Source organism: Kitasatospora sp. NPDC059571, assembly GCF_042735675.1.
In the GTDB taxonomy this organism is placed as follows: domain Bacteria; phylum Actinomycetota; class Actinomycetes; order Streptomycetales; family Streptomycetaceae; genus Kitasatospora.
The window spans coordinates 7019-25912 of record NZ_JBHWBW010000010.1 but is presented as its reverse complement, the minus strand read 5'-3'; the positions used below and the strand labels follow the sequence as shown (position 1 = coordinate 25912).

The following is an 18894-nucleotide window of genomic DNA, read 5'->3' as shown; positions in this document are numbered from 1 at the left end:
GCGCGGGCCCCCCCCGGGGGCCCCCCGCTACCCCCCCCCAAACCCCCCGGGGGGGGGCGCGCGCCCCCGGCCCCCCCCCCCCCCCGCGGTCGTACCCGGCCGCCGCTCCCCCGCCGGGTGCGGTCAGCACACCGTGCCCAGGGTGAAGCCCGGCTCGGCCGCGACGTCGTCCAGCCGGACGGCGGCCGGCGTGTAGCCGTGCCCCTCGCTCTGCCAGGCCCAGGCGACCTGGCGGTACTCGCCGCACGAGCCGGCCGAGCCCTGCGAGCCGTGCAGCAGCGCCGCCCCGGGCAGCTCCCGGTAGAGCCCGGCGCAGAGCACCGCGCAGACGAGGTCGAGGTCCTCGTCGTTGATCCGCACCACGCCGTCCTCCCAGTGCAGGATCCGGGCCTGCGCCTCCAGCCGCCCGCCGGGCGCCTCGACGGCGCAGACGAACCGGTATGCGCCGCAGCCGGCCCCCACCAGCATCCGGCGGAACAGCTCGGCGCCCTGCTGGTGGGCGCGGCGGACGGCCTGGGCGATCTCCTCGTCGTCGCCCGCCGGGCCGCCGTCCAGCAGCAGGTCGATGTGGCGCAGCGTCAGCCCGTTGTCGCGGGCCCGGACCAGGCGCGGGATGAAGTCGCCGGACAGCTCCTCGCCCTGGTAGGGCAGCAGCTGGGTCTGCAGCGGAGGGTTGACCAGGTACCGGTCGCGGGCCGCGGGCTCGGCCGGGTCGAGGCGGTGCAGCAGGCAGAAGTCGGCGAAGTCCTCGGGGTGGAACATCCGGGCCTGCACGGTGCCGTAGGTGCGGCGCGCCTCGGCCAGCAGGACGGCGGTGTCCAGCAGGTAGCTGTCCCAGTCGGCCGCGTCGGTGACGTGCCAGGCCCGGGCCCGCTCGAAGTCCTCGGGGCCGGTCAGGATGCCCGTCACGAAGGCCTCCTCGCTGCGCGGCCGGGCGGCCGCGGGGTGCGCGGTGCAGCGGGAGGGCCGGGGGGTGCGGCTGTTGCGGGGCATCGTGGGCTCCTGCGGGGGCGGGGGCAGTCGGGCGGCGACGGGCTGTCCGTCGCAGCTCTTCCTCCCCACCCCCGCAGGCCGCACACGCACCGGGTGTCACAGGCCTGTAACTGAAAGCGACAGCGGGGGGCGGATCGCCGGCCGGGCGCGCCCCTGCACCCGGCCGGCCGCGGGGTCGGGACCCCGGATGGTCAGGACCGCGGGGCGCGGGCCAGCTGACGGGACTGGGCGACCAGGCGGCCGGCCTCGTCCCAGACCTCGCAGTCCTCCTCGAAGTAGCCGCCGGCCAGGTTGCGGGTGGCGTGCGAGACGCGGAGCCAGCCCGGCACGGGCCTGGCGCGCAGGTGGACGGTCAGCTCGATGGTCGGCGCCCAGCCGGGCCGGCCGAGGTCGAAGGTGACCGGCGGCAGGGCGTCGGCGACCAGCAGGAGCAGCAGCGGGTCGGGCTCGCGCCCGTCGGCGAGTCTGAACCAGCCCTGGATCCGGCCGTTCCCGGACGGCTGCCCGAGCGCCCAGCCGACGGTGGCCGGGTCCAGCCGCAGGTCGAAGCGCTCCAGCAGGGCGGCCTGCTCGATGAGCTGCTTCGGGGCGTGCTCGACGCCGATGCACTGCTCCGGCGGCGGCATCACGGGCGGCTGGGCGCTGGTGGCGACCTCGTCGTCGAGGGAGCCGAGGTCGCCGTAGCTGGCGAGCACGCGCAGCCGCTCCTCGCCGTCCTGGCTCAGCGAGGCGGTGGCGGTGGTCAGGGTGCGGCCGCGCCGGACGGTCTCGGTGCGGACGGCGGCCGGTCCGGGGCGTGAGGCGGAGAGGTAGTAGCCGCTGATGGAGAGCGGGTCGCGGTGCTCGCCGTTGGCCTGCGCCAGGGCGTGGCCGGCGACCGCGAGCAGCAGGCCGCCGTTGACCCCGCCGCCGATCTGCCACCCGGCGCCGAGCTCGGCGTCGTAGCGGCCGGGCTCCGCGGCGTGCGGGGTGAGCGCGATGCCCTGGTCGAACTCGCTCAGTGTCGCGGTGGTCATGGGTGGTCGCCCTTCGCGTCGGACAGTGCTGGCCTCAGACATTACCGGTCAGTAGCTTACGCCCGGACCCGGAGCGCGCGAAGGCCGCCGGACCCTTCGGTCCGGCGGCCTTCCGCCTGGTGCGGGGAGCCGGCTCAGCCGCGACGGATCGTCGGCTTGAGGTCCATGAACCGCGCGAGCAGGCCGTTCACGAAGGCGGGCGACTCGTCGGTCGAGTACTCCTTCGCGATCTCGACGGCCTCGTCCAGGACGACCGCGTCCGGGACGCCGTCCTCCCAGATGAGCTCGTACGCGCCGATCCGCAGCACGTTGCGGTCCGCGATCGGCATCCGGTCGAGCGTCCAGCCGACGGCGTACGAGGAGATCAGCTCGTCGATCCGACGGGCGTGCTCGGTGTAGCCCTCGATCAGCTGCATGGTGTACTCGCCGACCTGCGGTGTGGTGTCACCCGGCTGCGCCTCACGCGCCCGGCCCACCCACTCGGCGAGCACGCGCTGCGGGTCGACCCCGCGGTGGTCGGCCTCGAAGAGGATCTGGAAGGCCCTCGTCCGGGCCTTGGTACGCGCGTTGGACACGATTACTTGACCCGGCCGAGGTAGCTGCCGTCGCGGGTGTCGACCTTGACCTTCTCACCGGTGGTGACGAAGAGCGGGACCTGGATCTCGGCGCCGGTCTCCAGGGTGGCCGGCTTGGTGCCGCCGGTGGAGCGGTCGCCCTGCACGCCCGGCTCGGTCTCGGCGATGACGAGCTCGACCGCGGCGGGGAGCTCGATGTACAGCGGGACGCCCTCGTTCTGCGCGACCAGGGCCTCGAAGCCCTCGAGCAGGTACTTGGCGGCGTCACCGACGGTGGCCGAGTCGACCGGCACCTGGTCGTAGGTGTCCATGTCCATGAAGATGAACGCGTCGCCGTCGCGGTACGAGTACTGCATGGTGCGCTTGTCGACGTTGGCGGTCTCGACCTTGATGCCGGCGTTGAAGGTCTTCTCGACCACCTTGCCGGTCAGGACCTCCTTGAGCTTGGTACGCACGAACGCCGGGCCCTTGCCGGGCTTCACGTGCTGGAACTCGACGACGGACCACAGCTTGCCGCCGTCCAGCTTGAGGACCATGCCGTTCTTGAGATCGTTCGTGGAAGCCACGGGCGCACTAACTCCTGATATAGCTGTCAAGGAACCAAGGGGTCGCGTCCTTCGTCCGCCGGGGCGGCCTTACAGGGCGAGGAGCTCCTTGGTGGTGATGGTGAGCAGCTCGGGCCCGCCCTCCTCAAGGGGGCGCACGACGAGCGTGTCCTCGATCCGGACCCCGCCACGCCCCGGGAGGTGGACCCCCGGACCGACGGTGACCGGCACGCGACTGTCCAGTTTACCCATGTCGGCGGGGCCCAGGCGCGGCGCCTCCCGGATCTCCAGTCCGATGCCGTGCCCGAGCGGGTGCACAGGGTTCTCTGCGTGGCCCGCGGACTGCAGCACCTCGCGGGCCGCGAGATCCGGCGCGGACTCGGCGACACCGGGGCCGAGCGCCTCCCGTCCGGCCCGCTGGGCCCGGAAGACCAGCCGGTGGAGTTCGACCTGCCAGGGCGCCGGGGCGGCGCCGATGACGAAGGTCCGCGCCGTGGACACGCCGTAGCCGCGGTACCGGGCGCCGAGCACCACGGTGAGGAAGTCGCCCTCCTCCACCCGGCGGTCGGTGGGCTGGTGGGCCTCCAGGCCGGAATGGCTGCCGGTGCCCACGGAGACCGGGAACGCGGCCCGGTCCGCGCCGTGGTCGATCATCCGGCGCTCCAGCTCCATGGCCAGGTGCCGCTCGGTGCGGCCCACCAGGATCGACTCCAGCAGTTCGCTCAGCGCCTGGTCGGCGATCTCCGCGGCGATCCGCAGGTCGGCGATCTCGTGCTCGTCCTTGACCACCCGCATCCGCTCGACCGCCGCCCCCAGGTCGGCGAGCCGGACGCCCTCGGCCGTCCGGCCGACCGCGCGGTGCCGGCTCACGGTGAGGTCGTGCTCCTCGACGGCGAGGTCGGCGACGCGCAGCCGGACGGCGGCGTCGGCGGCCGCGAGCGCGGTGTCGGTCTCCGCCGGTACGCCGAGCTGGGCGACGTCGGGGCCCAGCAGGTGCTGGCCTGCGTCGTCCGGCGGCAGGTCGTCGGGCACCGCGAGCAGCGCCCGCTCCCGGGTGAGCAGCAGGCTGGCACCGCACGGCGGGCAGCCGGTGAGGTAGCGGACGTTGGCGGCGCGAGTGATCAGCGCCGCATCGGCCCCGGACGCACTGCAGTGCTCCCTGAGCCGTTCCCGCCGGGCCCCGTACGCATCGGACATGCCTTGAGCGTACGGAGGACGGCCGGTCGTCGCCCGTCGAGCAGGCCGCCGTGAAGGGGTGGCGCGGGCGGGAATGGACGGGCCGGACCCTGTGTTGAAGCAGCCGAACACGATAACCGTTTCGGTTAGACGGAGGCCGGACCACCGGAACCCGCGCCGGAATCCGCACCGGAGGAGGAGCCCCATGGCCCGCAGCGAGCTGCGCCCGATCGTCAGGCTGAGGTCCACGGCCGGCACCGGTCACACGTACGTGACCCGCAAGAGCCGCCGCAACGACCCGGACCGGATGGTGCTGCGCAAGTACGACCCGGTCGCCAAGCAGCACGTGCTGTTCCGCGAAGAGCGCTGACGCCCGGCGGACCGCCCGTCCGACCCCGATCGTCCGAGTCCCGCCCGTCCGACCCCGCGGGTTCGACGGCGCACGTTCGACCCGGCACGTTCGACCCCGCACGTTCGACCCCCTCGAAGGGAGCCCTCCATGAAGCCCGCCATCCACCCCGCCTACCGTCCCGTGGTCTTCCGCGACCGCAGCGGCGACCTCGCCTTCCTCACCCGTTCCACCCGCACCTCCGACACCACGGTCGAGTGGACGGACGGCCGGAGCTACCCGGTGGTCGACGTCGAGACCTCGTCGGCGAGCCACCCCTTCTACACCGGGCGCTCGCGGATCCTGGACAGCGCCGGACGGGTCGAGCAGTACCGCCGCCGGTACGGACTCGGCTGAACCCGACCGGGCGGTACGCGCTCGGTCGGCAGTGGCCGGGCGGTACGCGCTCGGTCGGCAGTGGCCGCCGCGACGGCGGGCGGCCCTCACCACGGATGGGCGGTGCCCCTTTCCCCTTCACCGGGGAGGGGCACCGCCCGCAGCCGTGTTCGGCCGCGTTCGGCCGCGTTCGGCCGTGTGTGGCCGCGTGTGGCTACACCAGCCAGTCCGCGACGGCGGGCGCCTGCGGCCCGGCGCCGCCGGTGCCCTTGATGCGGCCGGCCTCGGCGGCCGTCAGAGCCCGGTCCCATACCTGGACGTGCCCGAGGACGCCCGTCCAGGCATGCCCCCAGGCTCCGCCGGTACGGCTGCGGCCCAGCTCCAGCGGGCCCGACCCGGCCCACACCCCGGAGACCTTCGCGGAGCCGGCCACCGAGCCGTCCACGTAGAGCGTGATCGTCCGCGTCCCGGCGTCGTACGCCGCGGTGAGCAGGGTGAACCGGCCGGTGGCGGAGGCGCTCGCCGCGGTCGAGACGACCTCGGCGGTGTCGGCGGCACCCGGACCGGTCTGTACCCGGAAGGACCAGGAGCGACGGCCGCCGACGTCCTCGCGCCCCAGCTCGAACGACGAGGCCGAGCCGCCGCCCTGGCTGATCGCGGCCCGCGAGCCGGCGGCCGCGTCGTTCACCACCCACGCGGAGACGGTGAACCCGCGGCTCGGGTCGACCACCCGCCCCGGCGCCTGCGCGTACGACCCGGCCGTGCCGCGGCAGCCCAGCACCCAGCCGCCAGGCACCTGCTTGACCACCGCGTCCGGACCGACCGCGAGGTCGTTGCCGCCGGTGTGGTCGGCGATCAGGTCGGGCCGGCCGGGCACGGTCGGCGTGGTCACCGGCGCCCGGGAGGGCGAGGGCTTCGCCGCACCGGAGCCGGGCGCCGAGGCCGAGGCGGCGGCCGAGCCGGAGCCGGAGGGTGAGGCCCCGGCCGATCCGGACGAACCCGGGGAGGGTGATGCCGCACCGGACGGAGCCGCGGACACGTCGTCACCGAGCACCCCGGCCCGCGCGCTGCCCGCCGCCCCCGCAGGTGCGGCCGAGCCCCCGCCCCCGCCGGTCAGCAGAGCCGTCCCGGCGGCCACGCCGACCACGGCGGCCAGCGCCGCGCCGCCCGCCATGAGCCGCCGACGGCGGCGGCCGCGCTGCTCGGCCTCGTTCCGGTCGGCGAGCGCCTGCCAGTCCGGCCCGGTCGGCACCAGTGGCGGTGGCACTGGCGATATGGGCGGACCGCCGAACATCTGCGGCGGTCCCGGCGGTCCTGGCTGCCCCGCGTGTTCGACGTACCCGGGCCGTACGGCCCCCCGTTGCTCCCTGCCGTCAGTCATGCCCGGGATGGTAGATCATCTGACCGTCCGTCGAACGCACAGCCGAAGCCCCGAAGCCCCGGTGCCGGCGGTCCCGCGGGACGGCCGCTCGTTCGACGGGGGTGCGGCGACTGGTGACGCACTGCAACGGACGGAGCGTCACCGCGACTGCGCACAGGCCATGGTGACACCGAGTGGTCATCGTCCGGGCGGTCAGCGCCCGGGTGGTCAGCGCGGCGGCGGCGGGACGGAGACCACCAAGGTCAACCGCAGCGGAACCTCGCCGTCGTTGCGGTAGCCGTGCGCGTACCCGGCCTCGTAGGAAGCGGTGGAGCCGGCCGGAACGACGTGCTCCCGCCCGTCGAGCGTGAGCGTCAGCGCCCCCTCGTCGACCCGGACGATCTCGACGGTTCCGACCGGGTGCGGGTCGGAGGTGTGGCCCTCCCCCGGGAGGACGGTCCACTCCCAGAGCTCCAGCGGGCCGGGCGCCTCGATGCCGTTGAGCAGCACACCACGGCCACCGGACGGACCGGACCACAACTGGACGGCCTCCTCGCCGGGGACGATCCGCACGGTCGAGGTCTCGTCGTAGTCCAGCAGTCGCGCGATGGAGACGCCGAGTGCGTCGGCGAGCCGCACGACCGTGCCGACGCTGGGGTTGGTCCGGGCCTGCTCGATCTGGACGATCATGCCGCGGCTGACGCCGGACCGGGCGGCCAGGGCGTCGAGGGTGTGCGAGCGCTCGGTCCGCAGCCGCTTGATGTTGCGGCCGAGCGCCTGGGTGATGAGGTCGGGATCGGGCACGTCAGTCCAAAATATTGATTCGGCAGGTTCACTTTGTTGCTCTACGCTGCGGATCGAACGAAGAGTCCACCCGACAGTACTTCGGAGTCCACTGTGGTGTCCCAGCTCCTCGCCCTCTCCGCCAGCCTGCTCTGGGGGCTGGCCGACTTCGGCGGCGGCTCGCTGACCCGCCGATTGCCCGCGCCGACCGTGGTGGTGGCCTCGCAGGCCGCCGCGACGGTCGTCCTGCTCACCGCGCTCGTCCTCGGCGGCGGCCCGTACGCGCTCTCGCCCGCGCTCTGGTACGCCGTTGCGGCCGGGTTGATCGGCCCGTTCGCGATGCTCGCCTTCTACCGGGCGCTGGCGCTCGGCCCGATGGGCGTGGTCTCACCGCTCGCCACCGTCGGGGTCGCCGTCCCGGTCGGGGTCGGCCTGGCCCTGGGGGAACGGCCGGGTGCCGGGCAGGCCGCCGGGATCGGCATCGCCGTCCTCGGTGTGGCACTGGCCGGCGGCCCGCAGCGCGGGGGCACCGCGGTCTCCACCCGCGTACTGCTGCTCACGCTCGGCGCGGCCTTCGGGTTCGGCGCGGTAATGGCACTGATCGCGCAGGCCTCGGCCGACGGCGGTCTGCTGACCGCGCTCTGCGTCCAGCGGCTCTGCAACGTCGCGGTCGGCGGCGTCCTGCTGCTCACCGCCGGGAACGGCCGAGGGGCCGGCCGTGTCGCAGGTGAGGGTAGGGATGCGGGCGCGCATGCGGGTGCGGGTGCGGGTGCGGGTGCGGGTACGGGTACGGGCCGGGGCGAGCCGGGATCGATGCGCCGCAGCCTGCCGGCGCTGACTGCGGTCGGGCTGGCGGATGTCACCGCCAACGCCACATTCGCCGCAGCCTCGCACGGCGGTGCGCCGGCCGTGGCGGCGGTACTCGCCTCGCTCTATCCGGTGGTGACCGCACTGATGGCGCGCAGCCTGCTCAAGGAGCGGCTGCGCCGCCTCCAGGTGGTGGGCGCCGGACTGGCCGTACTCGGCACGCTGCTGCTCGCGGCGGGCTGACCGGCCGCGCTGACGGCCGGACGGCCACCGGGCGGACGATCCGGAGGGCTGCTCAGCCGGTCCGCTTGGCCGCCCACCGCTGTTCGACCCGGGCGAGCCGCCAGTAGGCGATCGCCGCGGCCCAGACCGCGACGAACATGCCGACGATGACGAAGCCGACATTGTCCAGGCTGAGCCCGGCCACCCATCCGCTCACGGGGTCGGTCAGGCCGAGCTTGTCGTGCAGGACCGCCACCAGCTCGATCGTGCCGATGACGAACGCCACCGCGATCGACAGACCGGTGATGGTGAGGTTGTAGAACACCTTCCGCACGGGGTTGGAGAAGGCCCACTGGTAGGCGAAGTTCATGAAGGTGCCGTCCAGCGTGTCGAACAGGCTCATCCCGGCCGCGAACAGCAGCGGCAGGCAGACGATCGCGTACCAGGGCAGACCTGCCGCAGCTCCGGAGCCGGCCATCACCATCAGGGTGACCTCGGTCGCGGTGTCGAAACCGAGGCCCAGCACCATGCCGACCGGGAACATCTGGCCCGGCCGGGAGATCGAGCGGGTCGCCCGGCCCAGCACACGGTTCATCAGGCCTCGCGAGGCCAGCCGGCGCTCGAGCTCCTGCTCGTCGAACCGGCCCTCCCGCATCGCCCGGAAGAGCCGCAGGATGCCGGCCAGCGCCGCCAGGTTGAGCGCGGCGATCAGATAGAGGAAGACGCCGGAGGCGGTCGTCCCGATGGTGCCCAGGACCTGGTGGGTGGTGGAGTCCTCGTTCATCAGCACGCCGGCGAGCCGGGCGCCGCCCGCGACCAGCGCGGCCATCAGCACCACCATCGAGGAGTGCCCGAGGGCGAACCAGAATCCCACCGAGACCGGCCGCTTGCCGTCCGCCATCAGCTTGCGGGTGGTGTTGTCGATCACCGCGATGTGGTCGGCGTCGAACGCGTGCCGCATGCCGAGGGTGTACGCGGTGATCCCGAGCCCGGCGCCGAACACCTGGCTGCCGACCTCGTACCGCTCCGGAACGACCAGCAGGAACAACGTGCCGAACGCAGCGACGTGCATGGCGAGGATCACCGCCAGCAGCCCCGCCGTGCGCAGGGTGTCCTCCCGCTGCCAGCGGAAGCCCGGCAGCGGCGCCGGCGGGGACTCGACCGAACCGGTCGCGGGCAGGGTCATCTGCGGATCACGCTCCAGCACCTCGTGGAATGACGTCGTGAGATGCCGTGGCCGGTCTCCTGGCTTACGGGGCTCCGCACCGGCCCGACGGCAGGAACGGACATCCGAACCCGGCCTTCCCGGACGCCTGCGCGTCCCGTGGCACGAGTGGGTACGGACACCCCCGATCACAGTGGCGAGGGCCGCTCCGGACTGGGACCACAAGGTCCGCCACCGGTCTTCCCGAACACCACGGCCAGCCCACCGTAGGGCTGACGGCTCGCCAGCTGCAAGCCTGCACACCTGCGCAGGTGTCGAAGATCACGGCCGTACCCCGCAAGGCCGGCCCCGGAGGTCTGTTCGGGAAGTCTGTTCGGGAGGTCGGTGCGGAAGGTCGCTGCGGGAGGTCGCTGCGGGAGGTCCGTTCTGAAGGTCCGCCGGGGGGCGGTTCGGGGAGTGAGCGCCGAGGGCCGGCCCGGGAGGCCGTCTCCGGAGGACTGATCCGAAGGCCTGCGACAATGCGGCCATGCACCTCGTTCCCGCCGACCGCGCCGGCCATCGCACCATCGACGGGCACCGCGTGTGCGAGGCGATCGCCGCCATCGGCGACACGGCGCACGTCCGGGCCTGGGCCGATCGGTTCGCCCTGCTCGCCGAGCCCGGACGGCTGGCGCTGCTGCTCGCCCTCCACCGGACCGGCCCGCTGGCGGTGAGCGATCTGGCGGTGGCCACCGGGATGCGCGATCCCGCTGTGTCGCAGGCGTTGCGGCTGTTGCGGGCGGCGGGCGCGGTGACCGGCGAACGCGACGGCCGGATCGTGCGCTACCGGCTCGCCGACCCCGCGATCGCCGAACTCCTCGTACACGGCGTGCTGGGGCAGCGCGACTGAGGCAACGAGCCCGGTCCCGGCCGGCCCACCGCGGCGAGCGGACGCGGACGACGTGTCGGCCGCTCGGCCGCTCGGCCGCTCGGCCACTGACAGACTGACGTTCGATCAGGTCTGCGAAGTGTCAGCTTCAGCCAATTTTTCTTGTCATGTCACCTTGAATACTCCCCGGTACACCATGCTGCCGGAGGCGGTCCGGCCGGACCGCCGATCCAGGCATCCGCCGAGGAGACACCGTGACGCTTCGCCGTTCGTTCGCCGTGGGACTGCTGGCTGCGGCCGCCACCCTGATCCCTGGTCAGCCCGCCGGTGCCGCCACAGGCGGCGCTCTGCCGTTCGGCTCGGCCACCACGGTCGGGCTGCACAACACGTACGACCCGGCCGCCTTCCCGTACCTCGCCCAGGGCCTGGACACCGGTACCGGCATGATCGAGCTCGATGTCTGGACCGACACCATCACCACCGAATGGAAGGTCAGCCACTCGAACCCGTTGGGCAACTCCAACAACTGCACGGCGGCCAGCAGCCCGGCCCAGCTGTACAGCGGCGGCGCCAACAAGAACCTCGAGAACTGCCTCGACGACGTACGGGTCTGGCTCGGCGCCCACCCCGGCAGCGGCCCGCTGGTCATCAAGCTCGAACTCAAGGGTGGCTTCGCCGCCAACCGCGGGATGGGCCCGGCCCAGCTCGACAGCCTGATCGCCACCCACCTCGGCAGCGCGGTGTTCCGCCCCGCCGACCTGCTCGCCAAGCCCGGCGGCGGCGCGTACGCGACCCTCGACGACGCCGCCCGCGCCGGCAACTGGCCGAGCCGCGCGGCCCTCGCGGGACGGGTCCTCGTCGACGTCATCCCGGGCACCGTCGAGGAGAGCAACCCCTTCGACACCCTCCACACCGATGTCGAGTACAGCCGCCACCTCCGCGACCTGGCCTCCGCCGGGAAGGCCGGGCAGGCCCAGGTCTTCCCCGTGGTGCACGGCGCCGCCTCGGGCGACCCGCGGACCGGGTACAGCGACACGAGCATCCGCCCCTGGTTCGTGGTCTTCGACGGTGACGCGTCGGCGTACGTCGGCGGGATCGACACCTCCTGGTACGACAGCCGCCACTATCTGCTCGTGATGACGGACGCCCAGAACGTCTCCCCCGCCATCAGCAGCACCGACCCGACCGCCGATCAGGCCCGCGCCCGCGCTGCGCAGCTTGCAGCGGCCCACGCCAGCATCGTCTCCAGCGACTGGCGGCACCTCCCGGAGGTCCAGTCGCTCGTCCTGCAGCGAGGCTGAGCGACCCGGCCCGCTCAGCGCACGTCTCTCCGCATCTGACCGTCCCGGTCAGGCCCGCCACGCCCGCCACGCCCTTCGCGCCCCGAGGCACGGCGCCGCGTGGCGCCGCGTGGCGTGGCCGGGCCGGGCTGTGGCGTGACCCGTCAGGCACGGGGTCGACACGACTGGTCGGCCCGGCGCCGTAAGGGGCGCGGCGCATCCTGGCGGACCGGTCGTCGCGCGGGCACGGTAGCGGCTCAGGTCTACGGGGTCAGCAGCACCTTGCCCAGATTGCGGCGGGACTCCAGCAGTGCAACCGCGTCCGCCGCGCGGTCCAGCGGCACCGCTGTGCAGGACGGCCTGAGCCGACCTGCCGCCAGGTGGCCCCACAACTCGTGCCTCCAGCGTTCCACCGCGTCGGGGCGGTGGCGGACGAGCTGCGCCATGGAGAGGCCGAGCGCGACATGGCCGCCCCTGAGCAGGGCACCCGCGTCCAGCGTGCCGCCGGCGCCCGAGAGCACCACCAACCGCCCGAATGGCACCAGTGCGTCCTGCGCGGACTGCGCGGTGGGGCCGCCGACGCCCTCCATCACCAGATCCACGGCCGGAACGTCGCCGAGATCGCCATAGACCACCACCTCGTCCGCGCCGAGTCGGCGCACGAACTCGGCTTTCTCCAGGGAGCCGACGGCCGCCACCACTCGGCCCGCCCCCATCGCCCGGGCGAGCTGCACGGCCAAGTGACCGACCCCGCCGGCCGCCGCGGTGACCACCACCGACTCGCCCAGCCTCAACCCGCCCACCGACAGCGCCGCCAGGGCCACCAGCCCACTGCGCACCAGAGCGACGGCATCGGCCGCGGACACCCCCTCGGGAACGGGGGCCAGCAGTTCGGCCGGGGCGACCACCACATCGGCGTAGGCCCCGCTGAAGGCCAGCCCGCCGACCCGGTCACCGACCCGTAGGGTCGTGACACCAGGGCCGATGGCGCGGACCCTCCCGACCAGGTCGCCGCCCGGTTCGTACGGGAGCGGCGCGCTGCCATGGCCCCGGAGGACCTTGAGCACCGGCAGGGTGACACCGGCAGCCTCGGTTCGAACGAGGACCTCGCCGGGGCCGGGCTCGGGAGTCGGAACCCGGGAGATCCGAAGCCCGGCCGGGCCGTCATAGCTGTACAAGGCAACCTTGCGCATGAGACCTCCTTTCATTGGGAGCGCCAACGATTTCGTTGGCAGCCCCAACGATAGGCTCGGATTCATTGGGCTGTCCAACGAATTCACGGCTAGACTCCGACCATGTCCGATCCCGCCCTCAGCCGCCTCCAGACCCTGCCGAGCTGGCTGCTCGGCCGAGCAGCGTCACGCGGCCACCGGCTCGTCGCCGACCATCTCGCCCGACTCGACCTGCGCCTGAACCAGCACGCCGTACTCTGCGGCATTGCCGAGCACGGCCCGCTGGCACAGGCAGAACTCGCGCGCGCCGTGCGGATCGACCCCAAGGACATCGTCACCGCGCTGAACGAGCTCCAGGCCCGTGGCCTGCTCACCCGGGAGCGCGACCCGCGGGACGCCCGCAAGAACCTCATCGCGCTCTCGACTGAGGGGCGCACCGTCCTGCAACAGGCCGAGGAGTTGGGCCTCCAGGCGAACGCTGAACTGACGGCCACCCTCTCCCCCGAAGAACGCGCCCAGCTCAACAAGCTGCTCGAACGGCTCGTCATCGATCGCTGACCGGCGGCACCTCCCCTCCGCGGAGCTCCTCCCCGTGCATATGCTCCCCCGGTCGAGCCGGTCGCCGCCCCGCGACCAGCGCCTCGAAGCGGCGCAGCGAGCGTCGGCCCAACCGCCTCGTCAGCGGCCGGAGCACCGCCCCGACCGGACCGGCCGAAGGGACCCGGAAGGCGCCGAGGAAGGCGAAGCGGGTGGTGCCGTCCGGCTCCTGGGCGGCCGCCATGCCGCCCAGGAGGAACCGGCTCTGCATGAGGCACCAGCCCGGCCGCATCTCGATGTCGAAGCGGGCCCGCAGCCGGGAATGACCGACCACGACGGCCTCGTCACCCTCGGCCGAGACCTCGACCGAGCGGATGTCCGGCAGCCAGCGCGGGAGTGCGCCGGCCAGATCAGCCGCCACCGCCCAGACTTCCTCCAGCGGCGAGTCCAGCACGGTCTCGTGCACGGCGGCCCCGGGCACGGTCGCCGCCAGCACCCGCAGCGCACGGACCTCGTCGAACTCGGCAACGGGCCAGTCGCCGGAGTGCGCCTCTGTGTCGACGTTCATGACTGCCACGCCTTTCGGAAGCCGAGCCGGGCCCGGGACAGCCGGGACTTGACGGTGCCTGTGGCGACTCCCAGCAGCTCGGCGGTCTGCCGCTCGTCCAATCCCTCCATGTCCCGCAGCACCAGCACCGCACGGTGCTCGGGAGAGAGCCGGGTCAGCACGTCGTGGATGTCCGCGGCCAGCTGCGGATCGCCGGGTGCCGGAACGTCGGCGAGCTCCGCCGGCTCGCTCCGGGCGTTCCGCCGCACGTGCCGTATGGCCTCGCGGACCGCGATCGCCCGCACCCAGCCGAACAGGGCGGCCGGCTCCTGCAACTGCGGGAGCTTGCGGAAGACCACGATCAGCGCCTCCTGAGCGGCGTCGGCCCCGTCATCGAGCGCGATCGGCCCGCACAGCCTGCGCACGTACGGGGTGATCAGCTCCAGCAGGCGACCGAGCGCCAGCCGGTCGCCTCGCTGGGCGGCCAGCACCAGCTCGGCGGTGCGAGCGGGTGACGTCTCCACGGCGATCTCCTTCCGGTCGCCAAGAAGAGCCTGCGAGGTGCCGAAAGGTTCCGTACGAGTGAATGTGACGTAGGTCACAGGAACGTCTCGCACGGACGCCCGCTCCTCAGGACGTCAGGTCGTCACATTCCCTCGAGGGAGACCCCCGTGGAAGCAACGCTGCAGCACCCCGTACGACGCCGTGCCGCCACCGCCCTGGCCGGCGTGCTCGCCGCCGACGCGCTGTGCCACCTGTACTGGACCACTGGGGCCACCTGGCCGGCCCGCGACACCGCCGCCCTCTCCGCGGCCGTGCTCAATGCGGACGTGCCGTTCACCCCGCCGGTCCTGCTCCCCCTGGTCGGACTCCTCGGCGGCGCCGCCGCGCTGGTGTTGGTCCGCGGCGGCGCCCTCCGGATACCGCTGCCCGCGGCCGTTCCGCGGTGGGCGACCGTCGCGGTGGCCGCCGGTCTGAGCGCGCGGGCCGCAGCCGGGCTGGTCTGGGCGACCGGCGCAGGCACCGAGCCCGGATCGGCCTTCCATGCGCTCAACCTGGCGCTCTACACACCGGTCTGCGTCGTCGGGGCAGCCGCAGCCTGGTGGCTGGCCCATGACTGACCGGCCCGGCCGGCCTGCACCGGCGAGATGCTCAGCGCTGCTGGCAGGAGGGGCACCAGAAGAGGTTCCGCGCGGCGTGCGACTCGGTTCGCACCGGTGTTCCGCACACCAGGCAGGGCATGCCGGCCCGCCGGTACACGTACACCTCACCGCCGTGGTCGTCGACCCGCGGCGGGCGTCCCATCGCCTCGGGGGTGTGCTCGGGGCGGACGGTATCGATACGCCCGGCACCGACCCCGTCGTGCATCAGCGCCACCAGGTCGGACCAGATGGCGTCCCACTCCGCGCGGCCGAGGTCACGGCCCGCCCGGTGCGGGTTTATCCCGAGACGGAACAGCACCTCGGCGCGGTACACGTTGCCGACCCCCGCCAGCACCTTCTGGTCCATCAGAAGGGCCGCGACCGTGGTGGAACTGCGCGAGACCCGCCGCCAGGCCGCACCGGGCTCGGCATCCGCCCTGAGCGGGTCGGGGCCGAGCCGGGCATGCACGGCCATCTTCTCCCACGGCCCCAGGAGCTCACAGGTGTTGGGGCCGCGGAGGTCCGCGTACCCCTCCTCGTTGGCCATCCGGAGCCGGACGAGGCCGACCGGCTCGGGTGCTTCACCCTTGGCGAAGGTGAAGCCGCCGTAGAGGCCGAGGTGGATGTGCAGCCAGTCCTCCCCGAAGCCGAGGAAGAGGTGCTTGCCGTGGGCCTCCGCCCCGTCCAGGGTGCGGCCGTCGAGCAGAGCCGCGCCGTCTGCGAACCGCCCTTGCGGGCTGCTGACCCGCACCGGACGGGAACCGAACGCACGGTGGTTCTGGGCGGCGAGACGGTGGATGATGTGGCCCTCGGGCACGGGCGTCAGCTCCTCGGCAGCTCTGTTGCGTTCCGTCCATCATCCCAGCCGGCACCGACACCCCTGGCGGCCGGCCGGTTCCGCTCGTAGTGCCGGGCGACCCGGGCGCGGTTGCCGCAGGACGGCTTGCAGTACTCCTGCCGACCGTGCGCCTTCACGAAGTAGCGCACACAGCGCGGCGCTGTGCACGCGCGGAGCTGCTCGCGCAAGGGGCCGGCCAGGAACTCCGCGGCGTCGCGGGCCAGAGCTGCGGTGATGCGACCGAGCGGCCCCGGGTCCGGGCCGAGCAGCCGTACCGCCGGCTCGCCGCCGACGGGCCAGTCGAGCCGCGGGGCAACGGGGCGCGCCCCGGCGGCCCGGTTGAGCCGGTCCAGAGCCTCCTCGTCCGGCAGCAGTCGCTGGGCATCGGCCGGGCTCGGCGGCCCGGGGCGCACCGCCCGGGCGAAAAGGGCACGCACGGCTGCGCGCAGTGCGAGCACCTCGTCGAGGGCAGCGTCGTTGGCGGTGTCGTCCGGGGCGGCGAGGACCCGTCCCTCCCGCTGGTGGCGACGCCCGGCGCAAGCCTGGCACTGCTGGTGCGGCACGTCGCCCCGGGCGGGCGCGGCCGGGCCGCAGGCGTCGTGCTGGGGACGATCACCGGGCTGGCCGTGCACGCCACGCTGGCCCTGGCGGGGCTGTCCGCCCTGGTCATGCAGTCGGCCGAGGCGTTCGCAGCCGTCCGGCTCGCAGGTGCGCTCTACCTGACGCTCCTACCGCAGTTCCTGGATCCGCACCGCCCGATGGCGCCGCAGGTCCTCCTGCTCGGCTGCGCCCACGCCCTCCTGGTCGGCAGCTGGCTGCTCGGCTGGACCTTCCTGCTCGGCCCGGCCCTCCGAGCCGTTCAGGACGCCCGGGGCGCCCGGCTTCGTGCGCTGTTGGAGCGGGTCACGGGACTGGTGCTGGTCGGCCTCGGCGTCCGGGCGGTCGCCTCCACCGCTTCACCGTAGTCGCGGCTTCACCACAGGCAGAGCGTCGCTGGCGCCCGACCCAGCGTCACTGCCGCCCGACCCGGCGTCGCTGCCGCCCGATCCGGCGTCGCTGGCGCCCGACCCGGCGTCGCTGCCGCCCGATCGGACGTCACTGCCGCCCGATCAGCCGGGAGACGATCGCATGGTCCAGCGCTGCCGCGGTGGCATCCACGTCCAGTTGGGAGTTGTCGATGATCGGCAGTCCGGAGGTGCGCCAGCCGGCCATCCTGCCGTGGATGCGGGCGACCTCTTCGTCGCTCAGTCGCCTGTTGCCGCTGCGGCGGGCATTGCGGGCGAGGACGGAGTCGAGCCCGGGGAGCAGCACGACCGGGATCATGCCGGGGCCGATGTGGCGCTTCCAGCCGCCGAGGCCGATCGCGGGGCGGTCAGGGAAGACGGCGTCGTCGATGATGCAGGATATGCCGTTCGCCAGGTAGTTGCGACAGGCGAAGCCGCAGGTCCGGCGGGCGAGCCGGTACTGCGCCTCGGAGGCGTTGTTCCAGCCGGACTGCGGGTTGGCGAAGCCGGACTGCACCCACTCGCGGACGTCGTCGAGGCTGATGTGCGCAGTCGGGGTGGGCCGCCGCTCGGCCCAGTGCCGGGCGACGGTCGTCTTGCCCGCGCCGGCGGGGCCGATCAGCAGGACAGCGAGCGGTCCGGTCGGGGCGTGCTGCTGCGGCGGGTGCGCGGGCAGCTGCACGGGGGCCCCGGTCGGCAACACGAAATGCCCGGTAGCGCCCGGTGGCACGGACATGGAGGGCGCCGGGTGCGGGCGGCGGGCCGGCTGCTGAGGGTACGGGGACTGGGCCCCGGTGGCCGGCGGCAGCCCGACGGGGCGCGGCGGGTACGGCGGTGCAGTGGGTCGTGGCGGCAGCGCCGCTCCCCCGGTGTACTGCGACATCGTCACCTCCCGAGCGGGACACTACACGGCAGCCCGGCGGCGGGCACAGTCCGCCACCGGGCTGAAGTGATCATGCGTCATGCACGGTCGCGCAGCGTCGAAGGGACGTCAGCGCGAGGTGAGCTGCTCCGCCAGCGCGCGCAGGGCCAGTTCGTACGAGCCGATGCCGAATCCCGCGATGGTGCCGGAGGCGATCGCGGCGATCACCGAGTTGTGCCGGAACGACTCCCGCGCGTACGGGTTGGAGATGTGCACCTCGATCAGCGGGGCGGTGCGCTGGGCCGCAGCGTCCCGCATCGCGTACGAGTAGTGCGTGAACGCACCGGGGTTGATGACGACCGGCGTCCGCTCGTCGGCGGCCGCGTGCAGCCACTCGACCATCTGGAGTTCGGAGTTGGTCTCCCGGACCTCCACCGCGAGGCCGAGCTCGGCACCGAGTGCGGTGCAGCGCTCGACCAGCCCGGTGTAGGAGGTCGCACCGTAGACGTCCGGCTCTCGGCTGCCGAGGCGGCCGAGGTTCGGACCGTTGAGGACGAGCACCCTGGTGGTCATCCTGATACCTCCGCGTAGGCGGCGACCAGCAGCGACGGGTCCGGGCCCTCCAGGATGGAGGTCTTGGCGAGCCCGTCGAGGACGACGAAGCGCAGCAGGTCGCCGCGGGACTTCTTGTCGATCTTCATGGCGTCGAGCAGCTTCGGCCAGGCGTCGGCCCGGTAGGTCAGCGGCAGACCGACCGAGGCGAGGACGGCGCGGTGGCGGTCGGCGGTCTCGTCGTCCAGGCGGCCGGCGAGCCGGCCCAGCTCGGCGGCGAACACCATGCCGATCGAGATCGCCGCGCCGTGGCGCCACTTGTAGCGCTCGTTGCGCTCGATGGCGTGGCCGAGCGTGTGCCCGTAGTTGAGGATCTCCCGGCGCCCGGCCTCCTTGAGGTCGCCGGAGACGACGTCGGCCTTGACCTGGATGGCCCGGCGGATGAGCTCCAGGGTGTGCGGGCCGGCGGGGGTGGTGGCACCCTCGGGGTCGGCCTCGACCAGGTCCAGGATGACCGGGTCGGCGATGAAACCGGCCTTGATCACCTCGGCCAGGCCGGAGACGTAGTCGTGCTTGGAGAGCGTCTCCAGGGTCGCCAGGTCGGCGAGGACGCCGGCCGGCGGGTGGAAGGCGCCCACCATGTTCTTGCCCTCGGCGATGTTGATGCCGGTCTTGCCGCCGACGGGGTTGGTGACGGTGTCGGTGGTCATGGCTGCTTGAGCTCAA

The 18894-nt window shown here is 73.4% G+C and carries 23 protein-coding genes, 1 pseudogene and 1 riboswitch; of the genes and pseudogenes, 8 read left to right on the top strand and 16 right to left on the bottom strand.

From position 1 onward, the window contains the following. Nucleotides 1-123 precede the first annotated feature (123 nt). The 5 genes from ACFV0G_RS03060 to ACFV0G_RS03040 form a co-directional block, all read right to left on the bottom strand. Nucleotides 124-993, bottom strand: a complete 870-nt coding sequence (locus tag ACFV0G_RS03060) for a hypothetical protein (protein ID WP_380540635.1) — start codon at nucleotides 991-993, stop codon at nucleotides 124-126. 191 nt (nucleotides 994-1184) lie between these two features. Beyond that, nucleotides 1185-2009, bottom strand: coding sequence for an acyl-CoA thioesterase (locus ACFV0G_RS03055; protein WP_380540632.1), 825 nt, complete (start codon nucleotides 2007-2009; stop codon nucleotides 1185-1187). Nucleotides 2010-2143: 134 nt separating this feature from the next. Further along, the gene (gene nusB, locus ACFV0G_RS03050) at nucleotides 2144-2584 is read right to left on the bottom strand and encodes a transcription antitermination factor NusB (protein ID WP_380540629.1); all 441 of its coding nucleotides are present in this window, start codon (nucleotides 2582-2584) and stop codon (nucleotides 2144-2146) included. 2 nt (nucleotides 2585-2586) lie between these two features. After that, the gene (gene efp / locus ACFV0G_RS03045) at nucleotides 2587-3150 is read right to left on the bottom strand and encodes an elongation factor P (protein WP_380540626.1); all 564 of its coding nucleotides are present in this window, start codon (nucleotides 3148-3150) and stop codon (nucleotides 2587-2589) included. A gap of 69 nt (nucleotides 3151-3219) precedes the next feature. Beyond that, on the bottom strand, nucleotides 3220-4326 hold the full coding sequence (locus tag ACFV0G_RS03040; protein ID WP_380540623.1) for an aminopeptidase P family protein: 1107 nt from the start codon (nucleotides 4324-4326) through the stop codon (nucleotides 3220-3222). A 184-nt stretch (nucleotides 4327-4510) separates the two neighbouring features. Between ACFV0G_RS03040 and rpmG the strand changes: the two genes are divergently transcribed. Both rpmG and ACFV0G_RS03030 read left to right on the top strand, forming a co-directional pair. Further along, nucleotides 4511-4675: a 50S ribosomal protein L33 gene (rpmG, locus tag ACFV0G_RS03035; RefSeq protein WP_380540620.1), complete on the top strand. Its 165-nt coding sequence runs from the start codon at nucleotides 4511-4513 to the stop codon at nucleotides 4673-4675. A 129-nt stretch (nucleotides 4676-4804) separates the two neighbouring features. After that, entirely contained in the window at nucleotides 4805-5050 is a 246-nt protein-coding gene (locus ACFV0G_RS03030; RefSeq protein ID WP_380540617.1) for a type B 50S ribosomal protein L31, read from the top strand. A 193-nt stretch (nucleotides 5051-5243) separates the two neighbouring features. Here the strand turns inward: ACFV0G_RS03030 and ACFV0G_RS03025 are convergent, their stop codons facing one another. Continuing rightward, nucleotides 5244-6296 (bottom strand): LamG domain-containing protein, encoded by a 1053-nt coding sequence (locus ACFV0G_RS03025; RefSeq protein WP_380540614.1) that lies wholly within the window; start codon nucleotides 6294-6296, stop codon nucleotides 5244-5246. A 321-nt stretch (nucleotides 6297-6617) separates the two neighbouring features. Continuing rightward, on the bottom strand, nucleotides 6618-7193 hold the full coding sequence (locus tag ACFV0G_RS03020; protein ID WP_380540611.1) for an XRE family transcriptional regulator: 576 nt from the start codon (nucleotides 7191-7193) through the stop codon (nucleotides 6618-6620). 96 nt (nucleotides 7194-7289) lie between these two features. Between ACFV0G_RS03020 and ACFV0G_RS03015 the strand changes: the two genes are divergently transcribed. Continuing rightward, complete coding sequence (locus ACFV0G_RS03015; protein ID WP_380540680.1) at nucleotides 7290-8222, top strand: EamA family transporter; 933 nt, start codon at nucleotides 7290-7292, stop codon at nucleotides 8220-8222. Nucleotides 8223-8274: 52 nt separating this feature from the next. Here the strand turns inward: ACFV0G_RS03015 and ACFV0G_RS03010 are convergent, their stop codons facing one another. Next, on the bottom strand, nucleotides 8275-9387 hold the full coding sequence (locus ACFV0G_RS03010) for a HoxN/HupN/NixA family nickel/cobalt transporter (protein WP_380540608.1): 1113 nt from the start codon (nucleotides 9385-9387) through the stop codon (nucleotides 8275-8277). A gap of 31 nt (nucleotides 9388-9418) precedes the next feature. Beyond that, nucleotides 9419-9636: riboswitch (cobalamin riboswitch) on the bottom strand. A gap of 256 nt (nucleotides 9637-9892) precedes the next feature. Here ACFV0G_RS03010 and ACFV0G_RS03005 point away from each other — a divergent pair. Next, complete coding sequence (locus ACFV0G_RS03005; RefSeq protein WP_380540605.1) at nucleotides 9893-10255, top strand: ArsR/SmtB family transcription factor; 363 nt, start codon at nucleotides 9893-9895, stop codon at nucleotides 10253-10255. Between the two features lie 233 nt (nucleotides 10256-10488). Beyond that, nucleotides 10489-11535: a phosphatidylinositol-specific phospholipase C domain-containing protein gene (locus tag ACFV0G_RS03000; RefSeq protein ID WP_380540602.1), complete on the top strand. Its 1047-nt coding sequence runs from the start codon at nucleotides 10489-10491 to the stop codon at nucleotides 11533-11535. A gap of 242 nt (nucleotides 11536-11777) precedes the next feature. On the opposite strand, the gene ACFV0G_RS02995 is transcribed toward ACFV0G_RS03000, so the two are convergent. After that, complete coding sequence (locus ACFV0G_RS02995; protein ID WP_380540599.1) at nucleotides 11778-12707, bottom strand: zinc-binding alcohol dehydrogenase family protein; 930 nt, start codon at nucleotides 12705-12707, stop codon at nucleotides 11778-11780. A 102-nt stretch (nucleotides 12708-12809) separates the two neighbouring features. On the opposite strand from ACFV0G_RS02995, the gene ACFV0G_RS02990 reads away from it, so the two are divergent. Next, nucleotides 12810-13244 carry a MarR family winged helix-turn-helix transcriptional regulator gene (locus ACFV0G_RS02990; protein WP_380540596.1) on the top strand — a complete coding sequence of 145 codons (435 nt, stop codon included), beginning with the start codon at nucleotides 12810-12812 and terminating at the stop codon, nucleotides 13242-13244. Here the strand turns inward: ACFV0G_RS02990 and ACFV0G_RS02985 are convergent. Then, entirely contained in the window at nucleotides 13231-13791 is a 561-nt protein-coding gene (locus ACFV0G_RS02985) for an SRPBCC family protein (RefSeq protein ID WP_380540593.1), read from the bottom strand. The genes ACFV0G_RS02990 and ACFV0G_RS02985 overlap by 14 nt on opposite strands. After that, on the bottom strand, nucleotides 13788-14294 hold the full coding sequence (locus ACFV0G_RS02980; RefSeq protein WP_380540590.1) for an RNA polymerase sigma factor: 507 nt from the start codon (nucleotides 14292-14294) through the stop codon (nucleotides 13788-13790). Before ACFV0G_RS02980 ends, ACFV0G_RS02985 begins: the two co-directional genes overlap by 4 nt. A 147-nt stretch (nucleotides 14295-14441) precedes the next feature. Between ACFV0G_RS02980 and ACFV0G_RS02975 the strand changes: the two genes are divergently transcribed. Further along, a complete protein-coding gene (locus ACFV0G_RS02975; RefSeq protein ID WP_380540587.1) occupies nucleotides 14442-14891 on the top strand; it encodes a DUF3995 domain-containing protein in 450 nt (149 codons plus the stop codon). A 31-nt stretch (nucleotides 14892-14922) separates the two neighbouring features. Here ACFV0G_RS02975 and ACFV0G_RS02970 read toward each other — a convergent pair whose 3' ends face one another. Beyond that, nucleotides 14923-15729, bottom strand: coding sequence for an Fpg/Nei family DNA glycosylase (locus ACFV0G_RS02970; RefSeq protein ID WP_380540584.1), 807 nt, complete (start codon nucleotides 15727-15729; stop codon nucleotides 14923-14925). A 5-nt stretch (nucleotides 15730-15734) separates the two neighbouring features. Next, complete coding sequence (locus tag ACFV0G_RS02965; protein ID WP_380540581.1) at nucleotides 15735-16313, bottom strand: CGNR zinc finger domain-containing protein; 579 nt, start codon at nucleotides 16311-16313, stop codon at nucleotides 15735-15737. Here ACFV0G_RS02965 and ACFV0G_RS02960 point away from each other — a divergent pair. After that, on the top strand, nucleotides 16305-16715 hold the full coding sequence (locus ACFV0G_RS02960; RefSeq protein WP_380540578.1) for a LysE family translocator: 411 nt from the start codon (nucleotides 16305-16307) through the stop codon (nucleotides 16713-16715). The genes ACFV0G_RS02965 and ACFV0G_RS02960 overlap by 9 nt on opposite strands. Nucleotides 16716-16845: 130 nt before the next feature. On the opposite strand, the gene ACFV0G_RS02955 is transcribed toward ACFV0G_RS02960, so the two are convergent. From ACFV0G_RS02955 to ACFV0G_RS02945, 3 genes and pseudogenes are all read right to left on the bottom strand, one after another. Continuing rightward, nucleotides 16846-17637 (bottom strand): AAA family ATPase, encoded by a 792-nt coding sequence (locus tag ACFV0G_RS02955; protein WP_380540575.1) that lies wholly within the window; start codon nucleotides 17635-17637, stop codon nucleotides 16846-16848. Nucleotides 17638-17745: 108 nt separating this feature from the next. After that, nucleotides 17746-18189, bottom strand: coding sequence for a type II 3-dehydroquinate dehydratase (gene aroQ, locus ACFV0G_RS02950; protein ID WP_380540572.1), 444 nt, complete (start codon nucleotides 18187-18189; stop codon nucleotides 17746-17748). Further along, nucleotides 18186-18851: pseudogene (locus ACFV0G_RS02945) on the bottom strand (3-dehydroquinate synthase family protein); the annotation flags it as partial. The gene aroQ and the pseudogene ACFV0G_RS02945, both read right to left, overlap by 4 nt. Nucleotides 18852-18894 lie beyond the last annotated feature (43 nt).